This window comes from Desulfosporomusa polytropa, assembly GCF_055380075.1.
The window spans coordinates 5,223,658-5,241,151 of sequence record NZ_AP042400.1 but is presented as its reverse complement, the minus strand read 5'-3'; the positions used below and the strand labels follow the sequence as shown (position 1 = coordinate 5,241,151).

General features: G+C 44.4%; 17 protein-coding genes. 2 read left to right on the top strand and 15 right to left on the bottom strand.

Annotated features, from left to right (window positions below):
* Positions 1–36: 36 nt before the first annotated feature.
* Together ACZ449_RS26370 and ACZ449_RS26365 are read left to right on the top strand one after the other, a co-directional pair.
* Positions 37–870 (top strand): phosphorylase family protein, encoded by an 834-nt coding sequence (locus ACZ449_RS26370; RefSeq protein ID WP_464258980.1) that lies wholly within the window; start codon positions 37–39, stop codon positions 868–870.
* A gap of 84 nt (positions 871–954) precedes the next feature.
* A complete protein-coding gene (locus ACZ449_RS26365) occupies positions 955–1,386 on the top strand; it encodes a hypothetical protein (protein ID WP_464258979.1) in 432 nt (143 codons plus the stop codon).
* Positions 1,387–1,446: 60 nt separating this feature from the next.
* Here the strand turns inward: ACZ449_RS26365 and ACZ449_RS26360 are convergent, their stop codons facing one another.
* The 15 genes from ACZ449_RS26360 to ilvD all read right to left on the bottom strand — a co-directional run bounded on the left by ACZ449_RS26360 (position 1,447) and on the right by ilvD (position 17,414).
* A complete protein-coding gene (locus ACZ449_RS26360; protein WP_464258978.1) occupies positions 1,447–2,661 on the bottom strand; it encodes an ABC transporter permease in 1,215 nt (404 codons plus the stop codon).
* A gap of 1 nt (position 2,662) precedes the next feature.
* Positions 2,663–3,346: an ABC transporter ATP-binding protein gene (locus tag ACZ449_RS26355; RefSeq protein WP_464258977.1), complete on the bottom strand. Its 684-nt coding sequence runs from the start codon at positions 3,344–3,346 to the stop codon at positions 2,663–2,665.
* Positions 3,347–3,379: 33 nt separating this feature from the next.
* Entirely contained in the window at positions 3,380–4,486 is a 1,107-nt protein-coding gene (locus ACZ449_RS26350; RefSeq protein ID WP_464258976.1) for an efflux RND transporter periplasmic adaptor subunit, read from the bottom strand.
* A 15-nt stretch (positions 4,487–4,501) separates the two neighbouring features.
* Positions 4,502–5,767: a TolC family protein gene (locus ACZ449_RS26345; protein WP_464258975.1), complete on the bottom strand. Its 1,266-nt coding sequence runs from the start codon at positions 5,765–5,767 to the stop codon at positions 4,502–4,504.
* Between the two features lie 222 nt (positions 5,768–5,989).
* A complete protein-coding gene (locus tag ACZ449_RS26340) occupies positions 5,990–7,255 on the bottom strand; it encodes a sensor histidine kinase (RefSeq protein ID WP_464258974.1) in 1,266 nt (421 codons plus the stop codon).
* 2 nt (positions 7,256–7,257) lie between these two features.
* Positions 7,258–7,932, bottom strand: coding sequence for a response regulator transcription factor (locus tag ACZ449_RS26335; protein WP_464258973.1), 675 nt, complete (start codon positions 7,930–7,932; stop codon positions 7,258–7,260).
* A 71-nt stretch (positions 7,933–8,003) separates the two neighbouring features.
* Positions 8,004–8,243, bottom strand: a complete 240-nt coding sequence (locus tag ACZ449_RS26330; protein ID WP_464258972.1) for a hypothetical protein — start codon at positions 8,241–8,243, stop codon at positions 8,004–8,006.
* Positions 8,244–8,396: 153 nt separating this feature from the next.
* Positions 8,397–8,744: a DUF190 domain-containing protein gene (locus ACZ449_RS26325; protein WP_464258971.1), complete on the bottom strand. Its 348-nt coding sequence runs from the start codon at positions 8,742–8,744 to the stop codon at positions 8,397–8,399.
* Between the two features lie 213 nt (positions 8,745–8,957).
* Positions 8,958–10,352 (bottom strand): FAD-binding oxidoreductase, encoded by a 1,395-nt coding sequence (locus ACZ449_RS26320; RefSeq protein ID WP_464258970.1) that lies wholly within the window; start codon positions 10,350–10,352, stop codon positions 8,958–8,960.
* A 45-nt stretch (positions 10,353–10,397) separates the two neighbouring features.
* Positions 10,398–11,585, bottom strand: coding sequence for an electron transfer flavoprotein subunit alpha/FixB family protein (locus ACZ449_RS26315; protein WP_464258969.1), 1,188 nt, complete (start codon positions 11,583–11,585; stop codon positions 10,398–10,400).
* A 14-nt stretch (positions 11,586–11,599) separates the two neighbouring features.
* Positions 11,600–12,388, bottom strand: a complete 789-nt coding sequence (locus ACZ449_RS26310; protein ID WP_464258968.1) for an electron transfer flavoprotein subunit beta/FixA family protein — start codon at positions 12,386–12,388, stop codon at positions 11,600–11,602.
* 142 nt (positions 12,389–12,530) lie between these two features.
* Positions 12,531–13,307 (bottom strand): SDR family NAD(P)-dependent oxidoreductase, encoded by a 777-nt coding sequence (locus tag ACZ449_RS26305; protein WP_464258967.1) that lies wholly within the window; start codon positions 13,305–13,307, stop codon positions 12,531–12,533.
* A gap of 82 nt (positions 13,308–13,389) precedes the next feature.
* Positions 13,390–14,688 carry an MFS transporter gene (locus ACZ449_RS26300; RefSeq protein WP_464258966.1) on the bottom strand — a complete coding sequence of 433 codons (1,299 nt, stop codon included), beginning with the start codon at positions 14,686–14,688 and terminating at the stop codon, positions 13,390–13,392.
* A 37-nt stretch (positions 14,689–14,725) separates the two neighbouring features.
* On the bottom strand, positions 14,726–15,577 hold the full coding sequence (gene panB, locus ACZ449_RS26295) for a 3-methyl-2-oxobutanoate hydroxymethyltransferase (protein ID WP_464258965.1): 852 nt from the start codon (positions 15,575–15,577) through the stop codon (positions 14,726–14,728).
* Positions 15,578–15,683: 106 nt separating this feature from the next.
* Positions 15,684–17,414, bottom strand: coding sequence for a dihydroxy-acid dehydratase (gene ilvD / locus ACZ449_RS26290; RefSeq protein WP_464258964.1), 1,731 nt, complete (start codon positions 17,412–17,414; stop codon positions 15,684–15,686).
* Positions 17,415–17,494 lie beyond the last annotated feature (80 nt).

The window sequence follows — 17,494 nt, the reverse complement described above, 5'->3', positions numbered from 1 at the left end:
CTCGCGTACTAAGATAAAACGATTGGAGGGGATATAATGAGCTGTATTCCGCAGGCAAGTATTGCCATTATTGGCGGGTCAGGCACGTTGTCAATGGACTTTCCGGCAGCACTGTGCTGTCATGATGTGGAAATAATCGAACGCGATATGGTGTTTGACACACCCTATGGGCAAACACCACCGTTACTCCTATTTCGCCTGGGTAATAAAAAGGTGCTAGCCTGCCGAATGCACGGTTGGCGCAGCGGGGTCAGCCGTGCCGATGCTTCACGGCAAATTTTTTGGTTATTCCGTGAGGCAGGCGTTAAAAAAATACTGGCCGAAGGCGGTGTAGGGTCAGTTAACCATCTGCTTGATACCCGGGATATAGTTATCGCATCAGACTATATTGATCAATCCGTGCGTAAGGATGTAGGGCTGGAAGGCCATTATCTATTGATTATGCGGCAAGCCCTTTGCCCGCACCTACGGCAAGAGTTAATTTGTGCGGCAAAGGAGAGACCCTTGACCCGGGTCTTTCAACGGGGGGTATATGCCGTAACCGATGGGCGGCATTTTGAAAGCCCTGCTGAGGTAGCAATGTTGAAGGGACATGCCGATATTGTTGGCCAAAGTCTCTGTCCCGAAGTCTATCTGGCCCGAGAAATCGGCGCTTGTTATGCAGGCCTATATACTGTTGTGAATTATGGGGAAGGCGTTGTAAAAGATTGGGAGCATAACGAGCTCAGTCAAATCTTCTATTCAGATGCGGATAAAATTGGGCATATTCTATTGGATACAATCAGACGGCTTGACGATAAACAGGTCTGTAACTGCGCCGACTTGCGAAAGCCCACATTATTAAAAGAGGTCTATGGATCGACACTATGAAATATAACTACCAGTTGACTATTTAGTCAATTTTAGTATAATCGAATTATAGTTGAAATACTAAATTGAACTGGAGGAGTTTACATGAAAAAACAGATTTTGATTGGTATGTTACTGGTTTCCTTGCTATTAGTTACCGCTGTTCCAGTTTCGCAAGCATTTAGCTTTGGTGATGTCTTAAAAGTCGGTGGGATCGGTATTCTTATCGACAAATTTTCAACCCCACTTAATAATTTCATCAATACATTGACCTTTAAACATGGCGCAGGCAGTGACTATGCTACTAAGGTAGTCCCCATCGTTTCTGTCGGTAATAAAGGGTACATAGGTGCTGCCCAGGTAACAGGCACACAGGAATTAGTGGACCAAACGGAAGCAGTTCTCCAATTAGAAGGCAATTTTAATAGCAGTACGTTTAGGGTAAAAGCATTAGTACCTATCGATAGTACCAATCCCGTCAACTTCAATCGTGTACAGGGGGTTGGGATATCAGCCATTATTGACATTAGAATATAGGGAAATTGGAAAAAGAAGCTGTAGTGAACTTTTATTTCACTACAGCTTCTTTGTTTTGTGTTACTCATACCGCAGGGCGTCAATCGGATTCAGAAGCGCCGCTTTGCGAGCCGGGTAAAGACCGAAAAACAGGCCAATACCTACCGAAAATCCAAAAGCTACCAAAATCGGTGTTGCGGTGATTACCGTATTCCAACCGGCAATTGACGAAATGGCGTAAGAAGTACCAATTCCGAACACAATGCCGATAGCACCGCCAATGACGCCGATAACAACGGCTTCGATGAGGAATTGCATAAGAATATTGGCATATCTGGCTCCCAGCGCTTTGCGAATACCGATTTCTCTGGTCCGTTCCGTAACAGATACCATCATAATATTCATGATGCCGATACCGCCAACCAAGAGCGAAATGGCCGCAATACTTCCCAGCAGCATAGTGATGGTTCCTGTTGTTTCCTGGGCTGTCGCCATAACACTGGCCAGGTTACGCACGCTAAAGTCATCGGTTTTATCTGCTGTGATATCGTGCCTCGCCCGCAGGAGGCTGGTTATACCTTCCTGTACTTGGTCTACAACCTCAGAATTGGCAGCCTGCACGCTAATTGTTTGGACATAGGTGATGCCCATCATGCGTTCCTGAGCTGTGGTTAAGGGAATAATAACAGTATCATCCTGATCCTGGCCCCCGGCTGACTGGCCTTTGCTTTCAAGCACACCAATTATCGTAAAAGGAGCATTGTTAATACGGATGCTCTGTCCAATCGGGTTTGTGTTGGTAAACAGGTTGCTGGCAACAGTAGTACCAATAACGGCCACTCGGTTGCGGGTCTCGACATCTTCATTGGTAATAAAACTGCCTGCTTGCACGCTTAGGTTACGCACCTCCAGATAGTCTGGCGTCGTCCCCTGCACGCTGGTTGTCCAGTTCATATTACCGGCAACCATTTGATATTGCTTACTAACACTAGGGGCAACCGCGCCGATACCATTCACTTCACGAGCCATAGCCTGCGCATCCTTCAAAGTCAGGGTAATATTGGTGCCGGCTGCCTGCCGCACACCGGAAGAAGAGGCGGCCCCTGGTGTTACAATGATAAGATTGCTGCCCAGGCTGGCAATCGAGTTTGATACCTTATCCCGTACCCCCATACCAATAGACACCATGGCAATAACAGCACCCACGCCAATGATAATACCAAGCATGGTAAGGATGGACCTGAGCTTGTTGGATACTAATGCATCTAAGGCAATCTTAACACTTTCCCAAAACACGTTATCCCTCCCTTCCTGTGTCCCTGACAATGAGTCCGTCCCGGACATGAATGACTCGTTTGGCATGAGCGGCAATATCAGGTTCATGGGTTACCAAAATAATGGTACGACCATAGGAATTAAGTGTTTTAAAAATATCCATAACCTCCTCACCTGATTTGGTATCAAGTGCGCCAGTAGGTTCGTCAGCCATTATAATGCTAGGTTCATTAACCAGCGCCCGGGCAATGGCTACCCGCTGACGCTGACCACCTGACAATTCATTAGGCAAATGTTCCATTCTTTGTTCCAACCCGACAGAAGCCAGTGCCGCGGCCGAGCGCTCATGCCGTTCTTTTGCGGCAATCCCGGCATATACTAGCGGCAAAGCAACATTCTCAATTGCCGAGATACGTGGCAGCAGGTTAAAGTTCTGAAAAACAAATCCGATTTTTTTGTTCCTGGTCAGCGCCAGTTCATCATCAGTTAACGTCGAAACCTCCTGCCCATCCAGCAAATAGGAGCCACTTGTCGGACGGTCTAAACAACCCAGTATGTTCATTAATGTCGATTTACCAGAGCCTGATGGTCCCATGATGGCGGTAAATTCCCCCTCACGTATATCAAGACTGACTCCCGCGAGGGCGGCAACCACGGTGTCACCCATTTGATAGGTTTTTATTATATTAGCTAATGCTATTGTCATTGTATAACCCCCTTATATACACCGGCACTCAGTTTAGAACATCGGACGTGCCCCGCCCCCCTGACTTGATCCCTGTTTACTACCGGTTTGTGTCTGTGACTGGGTTTTGACTTGTGATACAACCACCTTATCGCCCTCATTAAGACCACTGATAATTTCCACCCTATCATCGCCGGTATTCCCGGTCTTAACAGACACATTCTGTGCCTCACCGTTTGGTCCAGCAACGACAACGTATTTACCTGTTTTATCTGAACGGATCGCTGACAGTGGCAGGGTCAACACGCCTTGGCTTTCACTGACAATAACCGATACTCTGGCAACCATGCCTGGGTTTAGGAGGTTTTCGGCATTTGTAACGTCGATGGTTACCGGGTAGTAGGTCACATTCCCAGAAACTACGGCTTTACGGGAGATAGTGGTTACCATGCCGCTAAACTCTTTACCGGGGTAAGCATCAACCGTAAAGATAACCTTTTGTCCCAGCACGATTTTGCCAATGTCAGTTTGATCTATATTAGCTTCGATTTGCATTTTTGACATATCTGCCACTGTTAAAATAACGGTAGGATTATTTACCCCTTGAGCTACCAGTTCCCCGGCTGATAACGGTTTACCGATGACACTGCCCGCCATAGGTGAAACAATAATAGTATCATCAAGCTTAGACATAACCTCATCATAATTGGCCTGAGCAATCTTATAGTCCATGCTAGCATTATCCAGTGCCTCTGTGGAAGTGCCGCCAATGGTAGTCAACCTAGAGGTCCGCTGGTATTTGATAGCCGCATTATCCAGTCGTTCTTTAGCCTGAGTTACCTGGGCCTGCAGACCAGTATCTTCTAATATAACAAGCACTTGCCCGGCGGTAACCTGCTCATTTTCCTTGACCTTAATTTCTTTGATATGAGCTGTAATCTTGGAGCTGATATCTACAGAATTTACGGCTTTGATTGTACCTGTTGCTGCTACCACTGAGGTAAGGTCCCGGCGCTCGGCCTGAATGGTCTGCTGGGGCACTGTGGTGACTTTACTTTTATTTTGATAGTAATAGCCACCACCAGCGATGGCAACCACCACAATGCTGGCTATAATTAACAGTTTTTTATGGTTTAGGATTTTCTGCCACATTAATCTCATAACCCCTCTCCCCACCTATAGACTTGTGGCGTTTACGCCCATGGCCTTATCAAGTTTGGCTTTGTTGACATTGTAATCATACAGAGCCTGAACATGGTTTGTTTTGGCTTGTGTAAGTGCCAGTTGCGCATCAAAAACATCAAGATTGGTACTGACACCGGCTTTATAGCTTTCCTGCGCAATGTACAGATCTTCATTGCCCTTGTTGACTGTTACCGCAGTGGTATTTAAGCGTTTTTCAGCTTCCTTCATGTTAAGGTAGCTTTGACGAACTTCCTGTTCGATAGAATCTGTTGTTTGCTCAGCCTGCAGCTTGGCTTTGGCTACGGAAGACTCAGCCTGACTTACTTTTGACTTAGTTACACCGGCATCAAAAACATTCCAGCTTGCTGATGCCCCGACCGACCAGTTGGTATCATTGGTAGGCAGCAGTCGATCATTCCAGCCAGTTGAAGCTGACAAGGAGACAGTTGGCCGTTTGTTACTCTCGGCAATCTCTATGCCTTTTTGGGCACTGTCAACACTGACCTTAGCCTGGGCCATTTCCGGTCGGTTTTGTTTGGCCAGGCTAAGGGCCTCTGCCAATGTTCTGGTATCAGCTTGATAGGCCAGCTCACCCTTTAGCTGAATTTCACTCCCGGCATCCATATTCATGGTAGTCAGCAAATCAGATACTGCCAACTCATATTGGTTTTGCGCTTTAATCAGGTTTTGATCCGCGTTGGCAACTTCTACTTCAGCCCGTAAAACCTCGGACTTAGCAGCAACACCTTCCTGGTATTTTGCCTGAACAATGTTCAGATGAGCTTTAAGATTATTGACACTTTCTTCATTCACGGTGCGCATATTTTTAGTCTCAAGCACGCTATAGTAATTGGTCGTTGCGTCAAAAATCAGTTGCTGTTTGCTTTTCTCGACATTTAGATCAGCAGTACGCACACCAAGTTTAGCCTGTTCAATTTGTGCTTCGGTCCGACCACCGCTATAGAGCGGCCAGTTCATGCGCAAGCTATTGCTAAAACCGTCATCACCGGAATTTCCTTGGTATGTGTAGCCGCTGCCAAGAGAAACTGTAGGCATCTTACCAGCTTGCGTTTCTCCAACACTAAGCTCAGATTTCTTTTTATCTTCGCCGGCAATTTGGATGGACGGGTTATTTTTCAGAGCATATGCAATACTGTCTTGCAGTGATAGCTCGATAGGTGCAGCAAAGGCAAAGGTGTGCTGCAAAAAAATCAAACCGGCAGTAATCACAGCAGCCTTATTTGTCAAGTTTATCATACTATAAGCAGCCTCCTACGTTTTTTTGTAATACAACTGATGTTCCTATTGTAAGCAACGTCTTTTTGAATTCCTTTAGATTTTATTTAGTTTCAGCCGTGGTGTGGGACTACAGACAAGTCTACAACCATACTCCCCATTATACGGTTTCTCTCATTGTTCGAACAGAGTTAAATAGTAGAAAGAGCACTCCAGCAAGAAGTGCTCTTTCTACTATTTATATTATTTTTTCACCGGCAATACTATACTGAACCTTGCACCGCCACCGGCTTTGTTATCTACGCCGATTTTTCCGCCATGCTGCTGCACAATCCATTTAGCAATTGACAGCCCCAGGCCTGTGCCGCCCTTTTCTCTGGACCTGGCCTTATCGCCCCGATAAAACCGGTCAAAAACGCGAGGCAAATCCTCTGTCGGTATCCCCTGTCCAGAATCTTCAACAGTTATTACCAGGCTGCTGCCCTGCTTAACGCCGGTAATTAGGAGTTGTCCTGGTGGCGGTGTATATTTGATAGCATTATCCAGTAAAATAACAAGCAGTTGATGCAAACGCTCTTTGTCTGCCATTAGTTCTAGCTGTTCACTCAGTTTTACCTGCAGTGTAAGACCTTCCATCTCTGCTAGCGGTATAAACTGCTCGGCGATATTCTCAATAACTTCATTCGCACTTACAAGGCCTAATTTGATTTCTGTTTGATTGGCATCAGATCTGGCCAGCGTAAGTAGGCTAGAAACCAGTTTGGTCATACGCCTAACTTCCCTGATGATATTCGTTACCCGGATGCTTTCTTCTTCCACTGTATGATCAGGGTGCCTCAATATAAGTTCAGCATTGCTTTTGACGACGGCTAACGGCGTCCGTAATTCATGGGAAGCATCAGCAACAAACTGCTGTTGTTTTTCCCAGGACGACTGAATGGGAATCATTGACCGCCTTGCCAGATAATAACCGGCAATAATAATAATGATCATACCAATGACAAGTCCGCTGACAATAATAATAAGCAAATCACGCAGAGCAGCTATTTCCGAATCAACTATACTCACAGCGATAATACTTTTGACAACAATAGGCCCTCGCTCAGTATGTAGGATGTTATCCTGATAGCGGTACGGAATATCGAGGATTCTATAAGAATGATCTTCAATAGTTCTGGTTTCAAACTGGTATGGCAGAGCATAGCCTATCATTTCCAGCAAATTTTCCATATCATCCTCATCATGAGGAAATATAGTGCTAACCTGTCCCTTATCGTCCCGTATCAAGATAAAAATACGCGGGTCGAACAAAAACCGGTTCCGGCTTTGCGGAACCATCTTACCATTCACAACAGTAAAATTATTGACCTTAAGAAACATGGATTCATCAACTTTATCAAAAAAACGGTAAGCTACATAGCCGTAAATAACAGTCCCGAAAAACACAAAAATCAATAAAAACACGATCGAATTCATCGCCGACAACCGGCGAAGCGTGCGTTTAAACATTCTTATTTCTCCTTAAACATAAAGCCAGCACCGCGTACTGTGCGCAGCAAACAGTCATGACCTGATTGAGCGAGTTTTTTGCGCAAATAGTGAATATACAAATCAACTACATTAATAGTAGTTTCCGACTCAAAACCCCAAACACGATCAAATATTTGTTCTCTGGTTAAAATCTGTTCTTTATTTAAAACCAAGAATTCCAACAGCTCATATTCTTTAGTAGTTAGACCTAGCGCCTGATTCTCAACAAAGCCGTCATGCAGCTTGCTGTCGATTGCAACACCGCCATAACTAATTTTACCGTCACTTGCCATAGAACCCCGACGACGAATCAAGGCTTTTATGCGCGCTAACAATTCCTGAATCGCAAAAGGTTTAACCAGATAATCATCAGCCCCTATCTCCAGACCATTCACCTTATCAGCGACGCTGTCGCGAGCTGTTAATAATAAGATAGGGACCTCATTATCAGCAGCCCTAACTTTCTTGACAATCTCCAGACCAGTAATTTCAGGCAGCATAATATCTAGTATCAACAAATCATAGATCCCTTGTTGAGCCAAATATAAACCCTCATCGCCGGTGGCTGCTTCATCAATAAGATAATTTTCCTCAGTTAATAACGAAACAATGGCTTCCCGTAATGGGTCATCATCTTCAACGACTAAAATTTTCACAAAACCACTCCCTACCCTTTTTCCACACATAGCATTACCTAACCAAAGAGTATGGTATTATTCTTTCCCTGTCAAGGCATTGTCACCACTCGATTTTTACTCTCCCACATTTCCACTGGTTGCGCAACCCCAGGTTCAACCTTTCCAGTATCAATGTATTTTACCGGAGCTGCTTCCCTTATCCCGAAACTTTCCACAGCTTCCACAGGTTCTGCTGCATACACCATGGCCGCTACCGGCGAGGCCATGATTAAACAAGTAGTAATAAGACTTAAAACACCACTTAGTAATCGTCGTATTAGCTTCTTCATCCTCTCACCCCCAATTCAGATCATCTTCATAGTGAATGAGTGTATTATAGCTTGCGTTTTTTAGTATTTCCTTAGAAAAACAAAAGAAGCCTTTGCATACACAAGTGCTTCCTTGGTTTTGTTGGTATTAATTAGTGTCTCGCCTGACAATAACTACTCTTTGTACTTTATTTTACCATACCTAATGACATCTATGTTGTCAATCGTAACCAGACCTTCCTTCAACATCACATCAAGATATGGCAGTAATTTATTAATATACTCCTCACTATCCACTACTTCTACCACTATTGGTAAATCACTTGACAAATCAACAATACTTGCTGTATGAATACGACTGTTGGCTCCATAGCCCATTAAACCACGAAGCACAGTGGCCCCGGCCAAATCTAGCGCTTTGGCTTTTTCAACAATAGCCTGGTAGAGGGATTTCCCCTCATACCGGTCATGTTCACCAATGTAAATCCTCAACCGTTTGGCTGTACCGGTAATTTTGGGCATAATGTCTGCCTCCTTATTTCTTTTAATGCAACTTTCCCGCTATTGCATTAAAAATCCTGCTATGATTATACCGTTAATTACCAGTATTTATGCATCTTAAGATAGGATGAAAACGGCTAAATGCTTCTCTGAATGGGGGAAAAAATCACGCAGGCTAGTTGCCTGCGTGATTAATGTAACTATATGTAACTTAGTAGCTAATCCTGCGGCAAATCAGCAAACCTTGCCTGGATTTAATATATTTTTGGGATCAAAGGCCATTTTAAGTCGTTTGAGTAGCGCCATGTATTCGCTGCCTTTGGTAACTTCCAGATAAGGTTTTTTGGCACTGCCGATACCATGTTCACCAGAAACTTCTCCGCCAAACTCTTTTGCTTTGGCATACATAGCATCCATGGCACGAGCCAATTTATCCTGCCATTCTTTTTCTTCAAGTTGGTCGCGAAGCACATAAACATGTAGATTGCCATCACCAGCATGGCCAAAACCTTTAATCTTGATACCAATTTCCTTTTGAAGCTCATCCGTGTATTTAACAAAGTCGGCAACCTTGTCTCTTGGTACAACAACATCACATTCATCCAGTTCTGTGGTCGACGCTTTGATCGCCTCTAAAAAAGCTCCCCGCGCTGACCATATTGCTTCTTGGCGCTCCTGCGTATTCGAAATCAGTGCATCAATTGCACCTGCGTCTAAGCAAATGTGAGCCACTTTTTCATAGGCTTCTTCCAATTCTTCTTTGCTGTTGCCATCAAAGGTAAGCAGCAAATAGGCGTTAGCTGAACTGTCAGGAAATTTTTTGCCCAAAAACTCTTCAGACGCTAAGATAATTTCTTTTTCCATAAATTCAATGGCTGTGGGGATGGATTTTGATTTAATAATTTTGGGAACAGTTTCAATGGCTTGTGCCAAATTAGGGAAGGGAACTAACAAGCTTAAGGATTTTTTAGGCAACGGCAATAATTTTAATATTGCTTTTGTTACAAACCCCAGTGTCCCCTCTGAGCCAATAATGATATCTTTTAAACAGTAGCCTGAACTGTTTTTTACCGTTTTTCCGCCCATTGTCATGATTTGCCCATCAGATAAGACTACCTCAATGCCGCGGATATAATCTCGAGTTACACCATATTTAACAGCTCGCATACCGCCGGCATTTGTGCTGATATTACCGCCAATTGTCGCACTTTTTTCACCGGGATCAGGTGGATAAAACAGGTCATTTTTTTGGACAAACTTCACGATATCTAAGAGCAATACACCAGGTTCCACTGTCAAAGTCAGATTTTCCTCGTCAAGCTCCAATATCTTATTCATCCGGACAGTGCTCACCATAATTCCACCATGAAGCGCAACCGCTCCACCAGCAAGGCCTGTTCCTTGACCGCGTGGAGTTACTGGTATGTTATTTTCATAGGCATATTTCATGATTTTTGAAATTTCTTCGGTACTTAAAACCTCGGCAACTACTTCCGGATACAAATGTTCATTTACCAATTCGTCCCGGCTGTAACTTTCATGAATTCCTTCTCCGGTAAAGATCCGTTCCTTGCCGCAAACCGATAGGAGAAAGTCTATATCCTGACTATCAATTTTTTTATAATTCATATTTTTCACCTCTAACGCAACTAATTTTATGAAAGGACCCTCCGATTATTCATTGTTTGAGGACAAGCGTTCAATCAGGTCTGGCACAATCTTGTAGAGATCGCCAATTATCCCGTAATGAGCCACATTAAAGATAGGTGCATTCTCATCGGTATTGATAGCAATAATATTTTCCGAACTATCCATGCCTGCAACAAACTGCACCGCGCCGGAAACACCACAGGTAATAATCAGCTTGGGTTTTACGGTTCTGCCGCTTAAACCAATTTGTAGTCTGGGATCGGCAAATCCTGCTTCAATCAGGGGTCTGGTAGTAGCAACCATACCGCCGAGTTTATCGGCCAATACCTGCAGCATCTCCATATCTTTAGAGCTTTTGATACCGCCGCCGGCGACCACAATCACCTCGGCATCTTCAATACTTTTCACTTTTTCCTTAGGCTTAACCTGTAAAACCCGGATCTGCGATACTAAGCTTGCTTTCGGGATAGTGCAGACAGTTACTTTTCCTGTAGGACTACTTGTCTTTTCAGCAGGAGAAAACACCTTATAACGAACAGTAGCGAACTGGGGACGGGTATTAGGGGTAACGATGTGCGCCATAATATTGCCGCCAAAGGCTGGTCTAATTTGGGCTAAATCGGTATTTTCAGCTACATCCAGCACCGTACAGTCTGCCGTCAAACCGGTACGAAACCTTGCCGCCATTCTGGGAGCCAAGGATCTGCCAACCGTAGTTCCACCTACCAACGCAATTGATGGTTTCACCTTACTGATAAATTCTTCGAAAACAGCCGCATAGGGTTCAATACGGAAATGTTTGAGTTCTTCATCATCATATACAAATACTTCATCTACACCATATTGCAATAATTCTTGAGCTTTATCTGCTATGTTATATCCCATAAACAGACAATACACCGGATAGTTCACTTTTGCGGCAAGTTCTTTGGCTTTACCGATAAGTTCCAATGTTATCGGATGGATATTCCCATCCATATGGTCAACATAGACCACAATGCCTTGCCACTGACTTTTGTCGATGGCAACGACTTCATCTTCAATAAAGGTAAACACCCCTGCGGGTCCTTTTTTCACACACATCTTGCACATTTTGCAGGCAGCATTAATACTCAAATAATCGTTGTCCCACTCCAGCGCGTCAAAGGGACAAAGTTCAAGTAGGGCCTGCGGATCTGTAATTTTCTCTTGATCAATAACTATTTTTGCCACTGTTGCTTCCTCCTTTACACGTACTTTAACTCTTTTAACTTATTGACCAAGCGATTAACTAATACGCCTGGAGTATCTTTCCACATTTCGCGATCATTGTTGGCTTCCGGGGAAAATATTCTTATAACCCGGGTCGGCGAACCATTGATCCCATAATTATTTTCATTCTGATCAATAAAATCATTAAAACTATAAATAGGTATCGCTTGGTTCTTTGTCGCCATTTTCCGTTTAAAGGAAGGCAGGCGAGGCTGGTTTATATCTTTTTCCACAGTAATGAGACAAGGATAGTTAACTTCTACCGTTTGCACAGCATGCGGCATATCCATGTCTACGATAATTGAGCGTTCTTTCACTTCTACGATCTTCTTTACATTGGCAATATGAGGTATCTTGAGAAATTCTGCCAACTCAGGACCTACCTGAGCCGTATCACCGTCTGTTGTTTGTTTGCCGCAAATAATGAGGTCATACTGGCCAAATTTTTGTACTCCCTGGGAAATAGTGTAGGAAGTCGCCAGTACATCCGCTCCACCAAACACCCTGTCAGAAATCAGTGCGCCTTCGTCTACACCCATCATATAGGCTTCCCGGATAATCTCGGCGGCCTGAGGTGGTCCCATGCTAATAACACTGACTTTAGCGCTATTTTCTTCCTTGATCTTTATTGCGGTCTCAATAGCAAACAAGTCATAGGGGTTCATTTTCGAATCAATGCCTTCTCTTTTTAGCACCCCTGTCTCTTGATCTACTTCCACTTCTGACGTTCCTGGAACCTGCTTAATACAAACAATAATATTCATAATAGTCACCTCGCAAAATCTATACCTGTCTGAGAAAAACTGATTCAAGGTATCCTAAATTGGTTATATATACTAATTATACATAAAACTCAGATAGCCCTTCAGAATTTTTTGATTTTTACCTTAATTTTTTTGCTATATACTACCACTCCCAGGGTTCACCCGGAATCTGAACAGCGAATTTCCCGCCACTTATTTCTAAATCAGTTCCAGTTATATAACTAGCAGCTCCAGACGCGAGAAAGACGAGTCCTGCTGCCACTTCCTTGGCATCACCAGCCCGGTTTAGCGCAATTTGCCCTAAGGTAGCACCAGGTTGTTCAGCAAGGCGCTTGCTATTCATCTGGGTAGCAATAACACCAGGGATATATCCATTCACGCGAATGTTATAAGGTGCCAATTCGGCAGCTAGCGTCCTCGTCAAGCTAGAAACGGCCGCCTTGGAAGCAGCATAAGCCCCGCCGCCTGCTGACGGAATAACTGCGGCATAGGACGAAGCATTTAGGATAACACCGCCCTCACCTTTGCGCATATACCGGGCCGCAACTTGCGCTCCCAAAAATACCGACTTAAGATTGATGTCCATGATCTTGTCCCAGTCAGTTGCTGCCATTTCAAGAAGTTTCGTTTTATGAGAAATACCAGCATTGTTCACCCAAATATCAATTCTTCCATATTTAGCATACACTTGCTGGGCAAATTCTTCAAGTGCCTGCTGATTAGCAACATCAGCTACACAGCCAAAAAGTTCATATCCCGCTTGCACCATGCTAGCCTTGAAAGCATCAAGCTTTTCCTGACTGCGGCCACATATCGCCACCTGGCAGCCTTCCTGGAGAAAGGCTGCTGCGCAGGCCGCGCCAATCCCTGCTGCGCCCCCAGTAATGACTACTACTTTCCCTGTCAGTTGTAAATCCATCTTTTACCCCTCCAAATTATACAAAAGGGTTGTGAGGATATTTCCTCGCAACCCTTTTGTTCAGTTTCTTGTTATTTCAAGACTATCTTGTTCCTATTTTGTCTGCTGCGGGTGACTTGCCAAGAGCTAATACCGATATGGTACCCATAATGGCGAAAGATGCCAGAAAGTACATGCTCAAGGTGGTAGATCCGCCGCTTAGTTCCTTAAGGAAGCCTACGACATAGGGTCCAATGAAACCGCCAAGGTTAGCTGTCGAATTAATGATGGCTATCCCGACTGCCGCAGTTGCTTCTGTCAGGTACATATTAGGGAAACACCAGAATGTACCGACAAAGCAGTAAATAGCCATCTGGCTTACGCAAATAAGCGCCATAGAAACCCATAAATCATTTGTCATTGTTAAACCAATCAGGCTAAAGAAAGCTACACTAATCGGCAGCGAGCCATGGTACTTACGTTCCCCGGTCTTGTCCGAGTGGCGAGCAACAAGCACCATCGCGACTACGGCGAAAAAGTACGGAATGGTAGATATCCACCCGATGTTGATGAGACTCAGTTCTTTGGATAAGCCCTTAATAATCTGTGGCATCCACAATCCCAAACCGTATAGAGCAATAACATAGCACAGATAACAGAAGGACAGATGCCAAACTTTGCCCATTTTGAATACATCCCATTTATTGGCAGGTACAAAAGCAGCTTTTGCTTCATGTTCTTCTTTCAGTCTGCCAAGCAGCCATTCTTTCTCCTCTTTATCCAGGAATTTGGCTTGTTCAGGACGGTCAATCATTACAAAGTAGTTATAAAATCCGAGCAGTACAGCAGGTAGTCCTTCTAGCACGAACAACCAGCGCCAGCCAGCCAAATCCATCCATTGAACATTTTGCATAATCCAACTGGAAATCGGCCCTGTTATAATGTTTGCCAATGCCATGCCACACATAAAGATGGAAACAGCACCCGCAAAGTACTTGCCAGGAAACCAGAAGGTCATATATAAGATGATACAAGGATAGAAGCCAGCTTCAGCAGCGCCGAGCAAAACGCGCAGAATACCAAACTGGGTTGAAGTTTGAACAAAGCCGGTAAATACGGTTACCAAGCCCCAGCTGATAAGAATCCGGGTAATCCAGACACGGGCTCCGACTCTGTGCATAATAACATTGCTTGGTACTTCAAAGAAAAAGTAGGCGATAAAGAAGATACCGGCAATGAATCCAAACATACTTGCTGATATACCCAAATCTGCATTCATTTGCAATGCGGCAAAACCAACGTTTACCCGATCAATCATCGCCATGATATAAAGTAACATCAGATAGGGCAACAATTTCCAGCGCAACTTAGTTATTGTTCTTTGTTCAACTGCACTTACCATAATATTCCCCTCTTTTCTATTATTTTTTTGATAAATATTATTTATTTAATGCTGCTAAAAATTCTTGGACTTCAGCATCACTCATTTTATAGGTATGTTCCTCATCACTAGGGAATTGACCTTGTCTAACTTCTTCCGTATATTCTTTAAATGCATTTGTCAAAACTTCACCGACATTGGCATATTTTTTAACAAATTTCGGTGTGAAGTTATCATACATTCCAACCATGTCTGCATAAATGAGCAATTGACCATGAGTATACGAACCAGCGCCAATACCCAGGATAGGAATACCGGCTCTTTCAGTAATAGCTTTGCCTACAGCAGTAGGAATGCCCTCTACCAGAATGCTGAAAGCACCGGCTGCTTCAACCGCTTTGGCCTCGTTCACTATCTTCATGGCAGCAGCTGAGCTGCGCCCCTGCGCTCTGTAACCACCGATTTGACCCATAAGCTGCGGTGTCAAGCCGATGTGACCCATAACTAGGATACCTGCTTGCTGGATGGATTTAATCCGTTCAGCGATCATTGGGCCGCCGCCTTCCAATTTGATACAATCGGCACCGGCTTCTTTTATGAAACGTCCGGCATTAGCAATAGCTTGCTCATTGGAAGTCTGGTAAGACATATATGGCATATCGCCAACAATAAAGGTATTAGGTGCGCCGCGACGGACAGCCGAGCAATGACGAATCATATCATCCATAGTTACCGGGAAGGTAGTATCATAGCCTAAGCTTACCATACCAAGAGAATCGCCAACCAGGATCATATCCACGCCAGCTTTTTCTTCCATTTTAGCAGTGAGATAGTCGTAAGCCGTAAGATATACGATTTTTTCACCCTTTTCCACCATTTGAGCAAAATCATTAATTGTCTTCTTTGCCATAAATACCGCCTCTTTTCATTTTTTCTATAAAGTGAGACTTAGCTTCAGATGGAGCTTTAACTCCATCTGAAGCTTAGTCGGACTTAGTTCATGGAAAAAAACCGTCTTAAATATCTAATCCTGCGCCCTCAGTACAGGTACGCGCGAGTTTTTTGTACATTCTCAGTAATGGTGTTGTCTCTTTTACCGGGAATACTTTAGTTTTTTTGCGTTCTGCCAATACTGCCGCCACCTCTTCTGGGGTAGCAGGGTTACCCTTAATACCAACAATGTCCAGTTTACGAGCAGCGACATCCATCTTGATCATGTCACCATCTTCCAGATAAGCAATCGGGCCGCCTTCCACAGCTTCAGGAGCAATGTGTCCTACTGCCGGTCCTCTGGTAGCACCGGAAAAACGTCCGTCAGTAAACAGAGCCACACTATTTGACAGTTCAGGCATATTCCATAATGCTTCTGTTGTCCGCAGCATTTCCGGCATGCCCGAGCCTTTCGGACCCTCAAATCGAATGAACATAGCTGTTTTCGGACCAATTTTCCCACTTAGCAGTTCAGCAACAGCCTCTTCCTCAGAGTCAAACACCCGCGCTGTACCTGTAAAGTTGTGAATTGCCTCATCCACACCAGATAATTTAATGACAGCCCCTTCTGGTGCAAGATTACCTTTGAGGACTTTGATATTGCCTTGCGGCTTCACAGGGTTTTTGCGAGTTTTCACAATATCACTGGCCTGTACCTTATAGTTGGCTAAATAGCTGTTTACTTCGGCAAACCAACCGACTGCTTCCAGGTCGTCCAAGTTTTGACCGACAGTTTTACCGGTAACAGTCATGGCATCAAGATACAGAATATCTTTCAGTTCACGCATCAGCGCCGGTACCCCGCCTGCATACCAGAACAGGTCTGTCGGCCATTGTCCGCCGGTTTTCAGGCTGACAAGCACCGGAACCTCACGGTTAATGGCATCAAATTCCTGCTGATCAATAGCAATTCCCACTTCACGGGCAATGGCCGGCAAATGCAGCATCGCGTTGGTTGAACCGCCTAAGGCCACGTGAACCATCATTGCGTTCAGGAAGTTCTTTTTGGTGATAAACTTACGGGGAATCAATGAATCTTTTACATTTTGAATAATTTGCCGACCAGCTCTCCGGGCATAACGAGTCAAATGGGTTGTGTACGCTGGAACCAGAGCATTGCCTGGTAAGGCCAAGCCGAGCGCCTCTGACATACATTGCATAGTACTTGCCGTACCAATAAATTGGCAAGCACCGGCGCTGGGGCAGCAGTTACGGGAATAATACATCAATTCTTGCTCTGTCATCTCGCCCTTGGCATACTTATCGCCAGCTCCATAGAGAATCTCGGAAGACATATAATTAGGGCCGCTAAGCATGGAGCCACCAGTAACATGGATAGTAGCCATATCCAGGCGCATCATGGTCATCAATTGCGCCGGTACGGATTTGTCACAAGAGGCCATAAAAATACTGCCGTCAAAGGGTGACGCCAAAGCATGTATTTCAAACATAAATGACATGATTTCCCGGCTAGCCAGGGAATAATTCATTCCATCATGCGCCATGGCAATACCATCACAGATATCAGTAACCGCATACACGGCTGGTTTACCTTGCGATTCATAAACTCCAATTTTTGCTTCGTCAGCCAGTCCACCTAAATGGCTGCTGCCAGGATGGCTGTCGCCATGCACAGTATCTATTAGAATCTGAAGTTTTCCCAGATCCGCATCTTCCCACTGCATCCCGGCTCTCAGACCGTCTCCCTGGTAATTGACTTTTCGTAAGTTTTGACTACGACTGCAACCACAACTCATATAATCCAACCCCCTAAAATTTATGACCTTTGCTTCTTTACCAAGATATTGCAAGGTCGTTGTTTATCATTAAATTTTCC

Coding starts and splice junctions, on each gene's coding strand:
- ACZ449_RS26310 (WP_464258968.1), bottom strand. CDS start 12,388: ATGAATATTATTGTTTGTATTAAGCAGGTTCCAGGAACGTCAGAAGTG.
- panB (WP_464258965.1), bottom strand. CDS start 15,577: ATGGCAAAGAAGACAATTAATGATTTTGCTCAAATGGTGGAAAAGGGT.
- ACZ449_RS26370 (WP_464258980.1), top strand. CDS start 37: ATGAGCTGTATTCCGCAGGCAAGTATTGCCATTATTGGCGGGTCAGGC.
- ACZ449_RS26305 (WP_464258967.1), bottom strand. CDS start 13,307: ATGGATTTACAACTGACAGGGAAAGTAGTAGTCATTACTGGGGGCGCA.
- ACZ449_RS26325 (WP_464258971.1), bottom strand. CDS start 8,744: ATGCCCAAAATTACCGGTACAGCCAAACGGTTGAGGATTTACATTGGT.
- ACZ449_RS26330 (WP_464258972.1), bottom strand. CDS start 8,243: ATGAAGAAGCTAATACGACGATTACTAAGTGGTGTTTTAAGTCTTATT.
- ACZ449_RS26300 (WP_464258966.1), bottom strand. CDS start 14,688: ATGGTAAGTGCAGTTGAACAAAGAACAATAACTAAGTTGCGCTGGAAA.
- ACZ449_RS26365 (WP_464258979.1), top strand. CDS start 955: ATGAAAAAACAGATTTTGATTGGTATGTTACTGGTTTCCTTGCTATTA.
- ACZ449_RS26340 (WP_464258974.1), bottom strand. CDS start 7,255: ATGTTTAAACGCACGCTTCGCCGGTTGTCGGCGATGAATTCGATCGTG.
- ACZ449_RS26320 (WP_464258970.1), bottom strand. CDS start 10,352: ATGAATTATAAAAAAATTGATAGTCAGGATATAGACTTTCTCCTATCG.
- ACZ449_RS26345 (WP_464258975.1), bottom strand. CDS start 5,767: ATGATAAACTTGACAAATAAGGCTGCTGTGATTACTGCCGGTTTGATT.
- ACZ449_RS26355 (WP_464258977.1), bottom strand. CDS start 3,346: ATGACAATAGCATTAGCTAATATAATAAAAACCTATCAAATGGGTGAC.
- ilvD (WP_464258964.1), bottom strand. CDS start 17,414: ATGAGTTGTGGTTGCAGTCGTAGTCAAAACTTACGAAAAGTCAATTAC.
- ACZ449_RS26350 (WP_464258976.1), bottom strand. CDS start 4,486: ATGAGATTAATGTGGCAGAAAATCCTAAACCATAAAAAACTGTTAATT.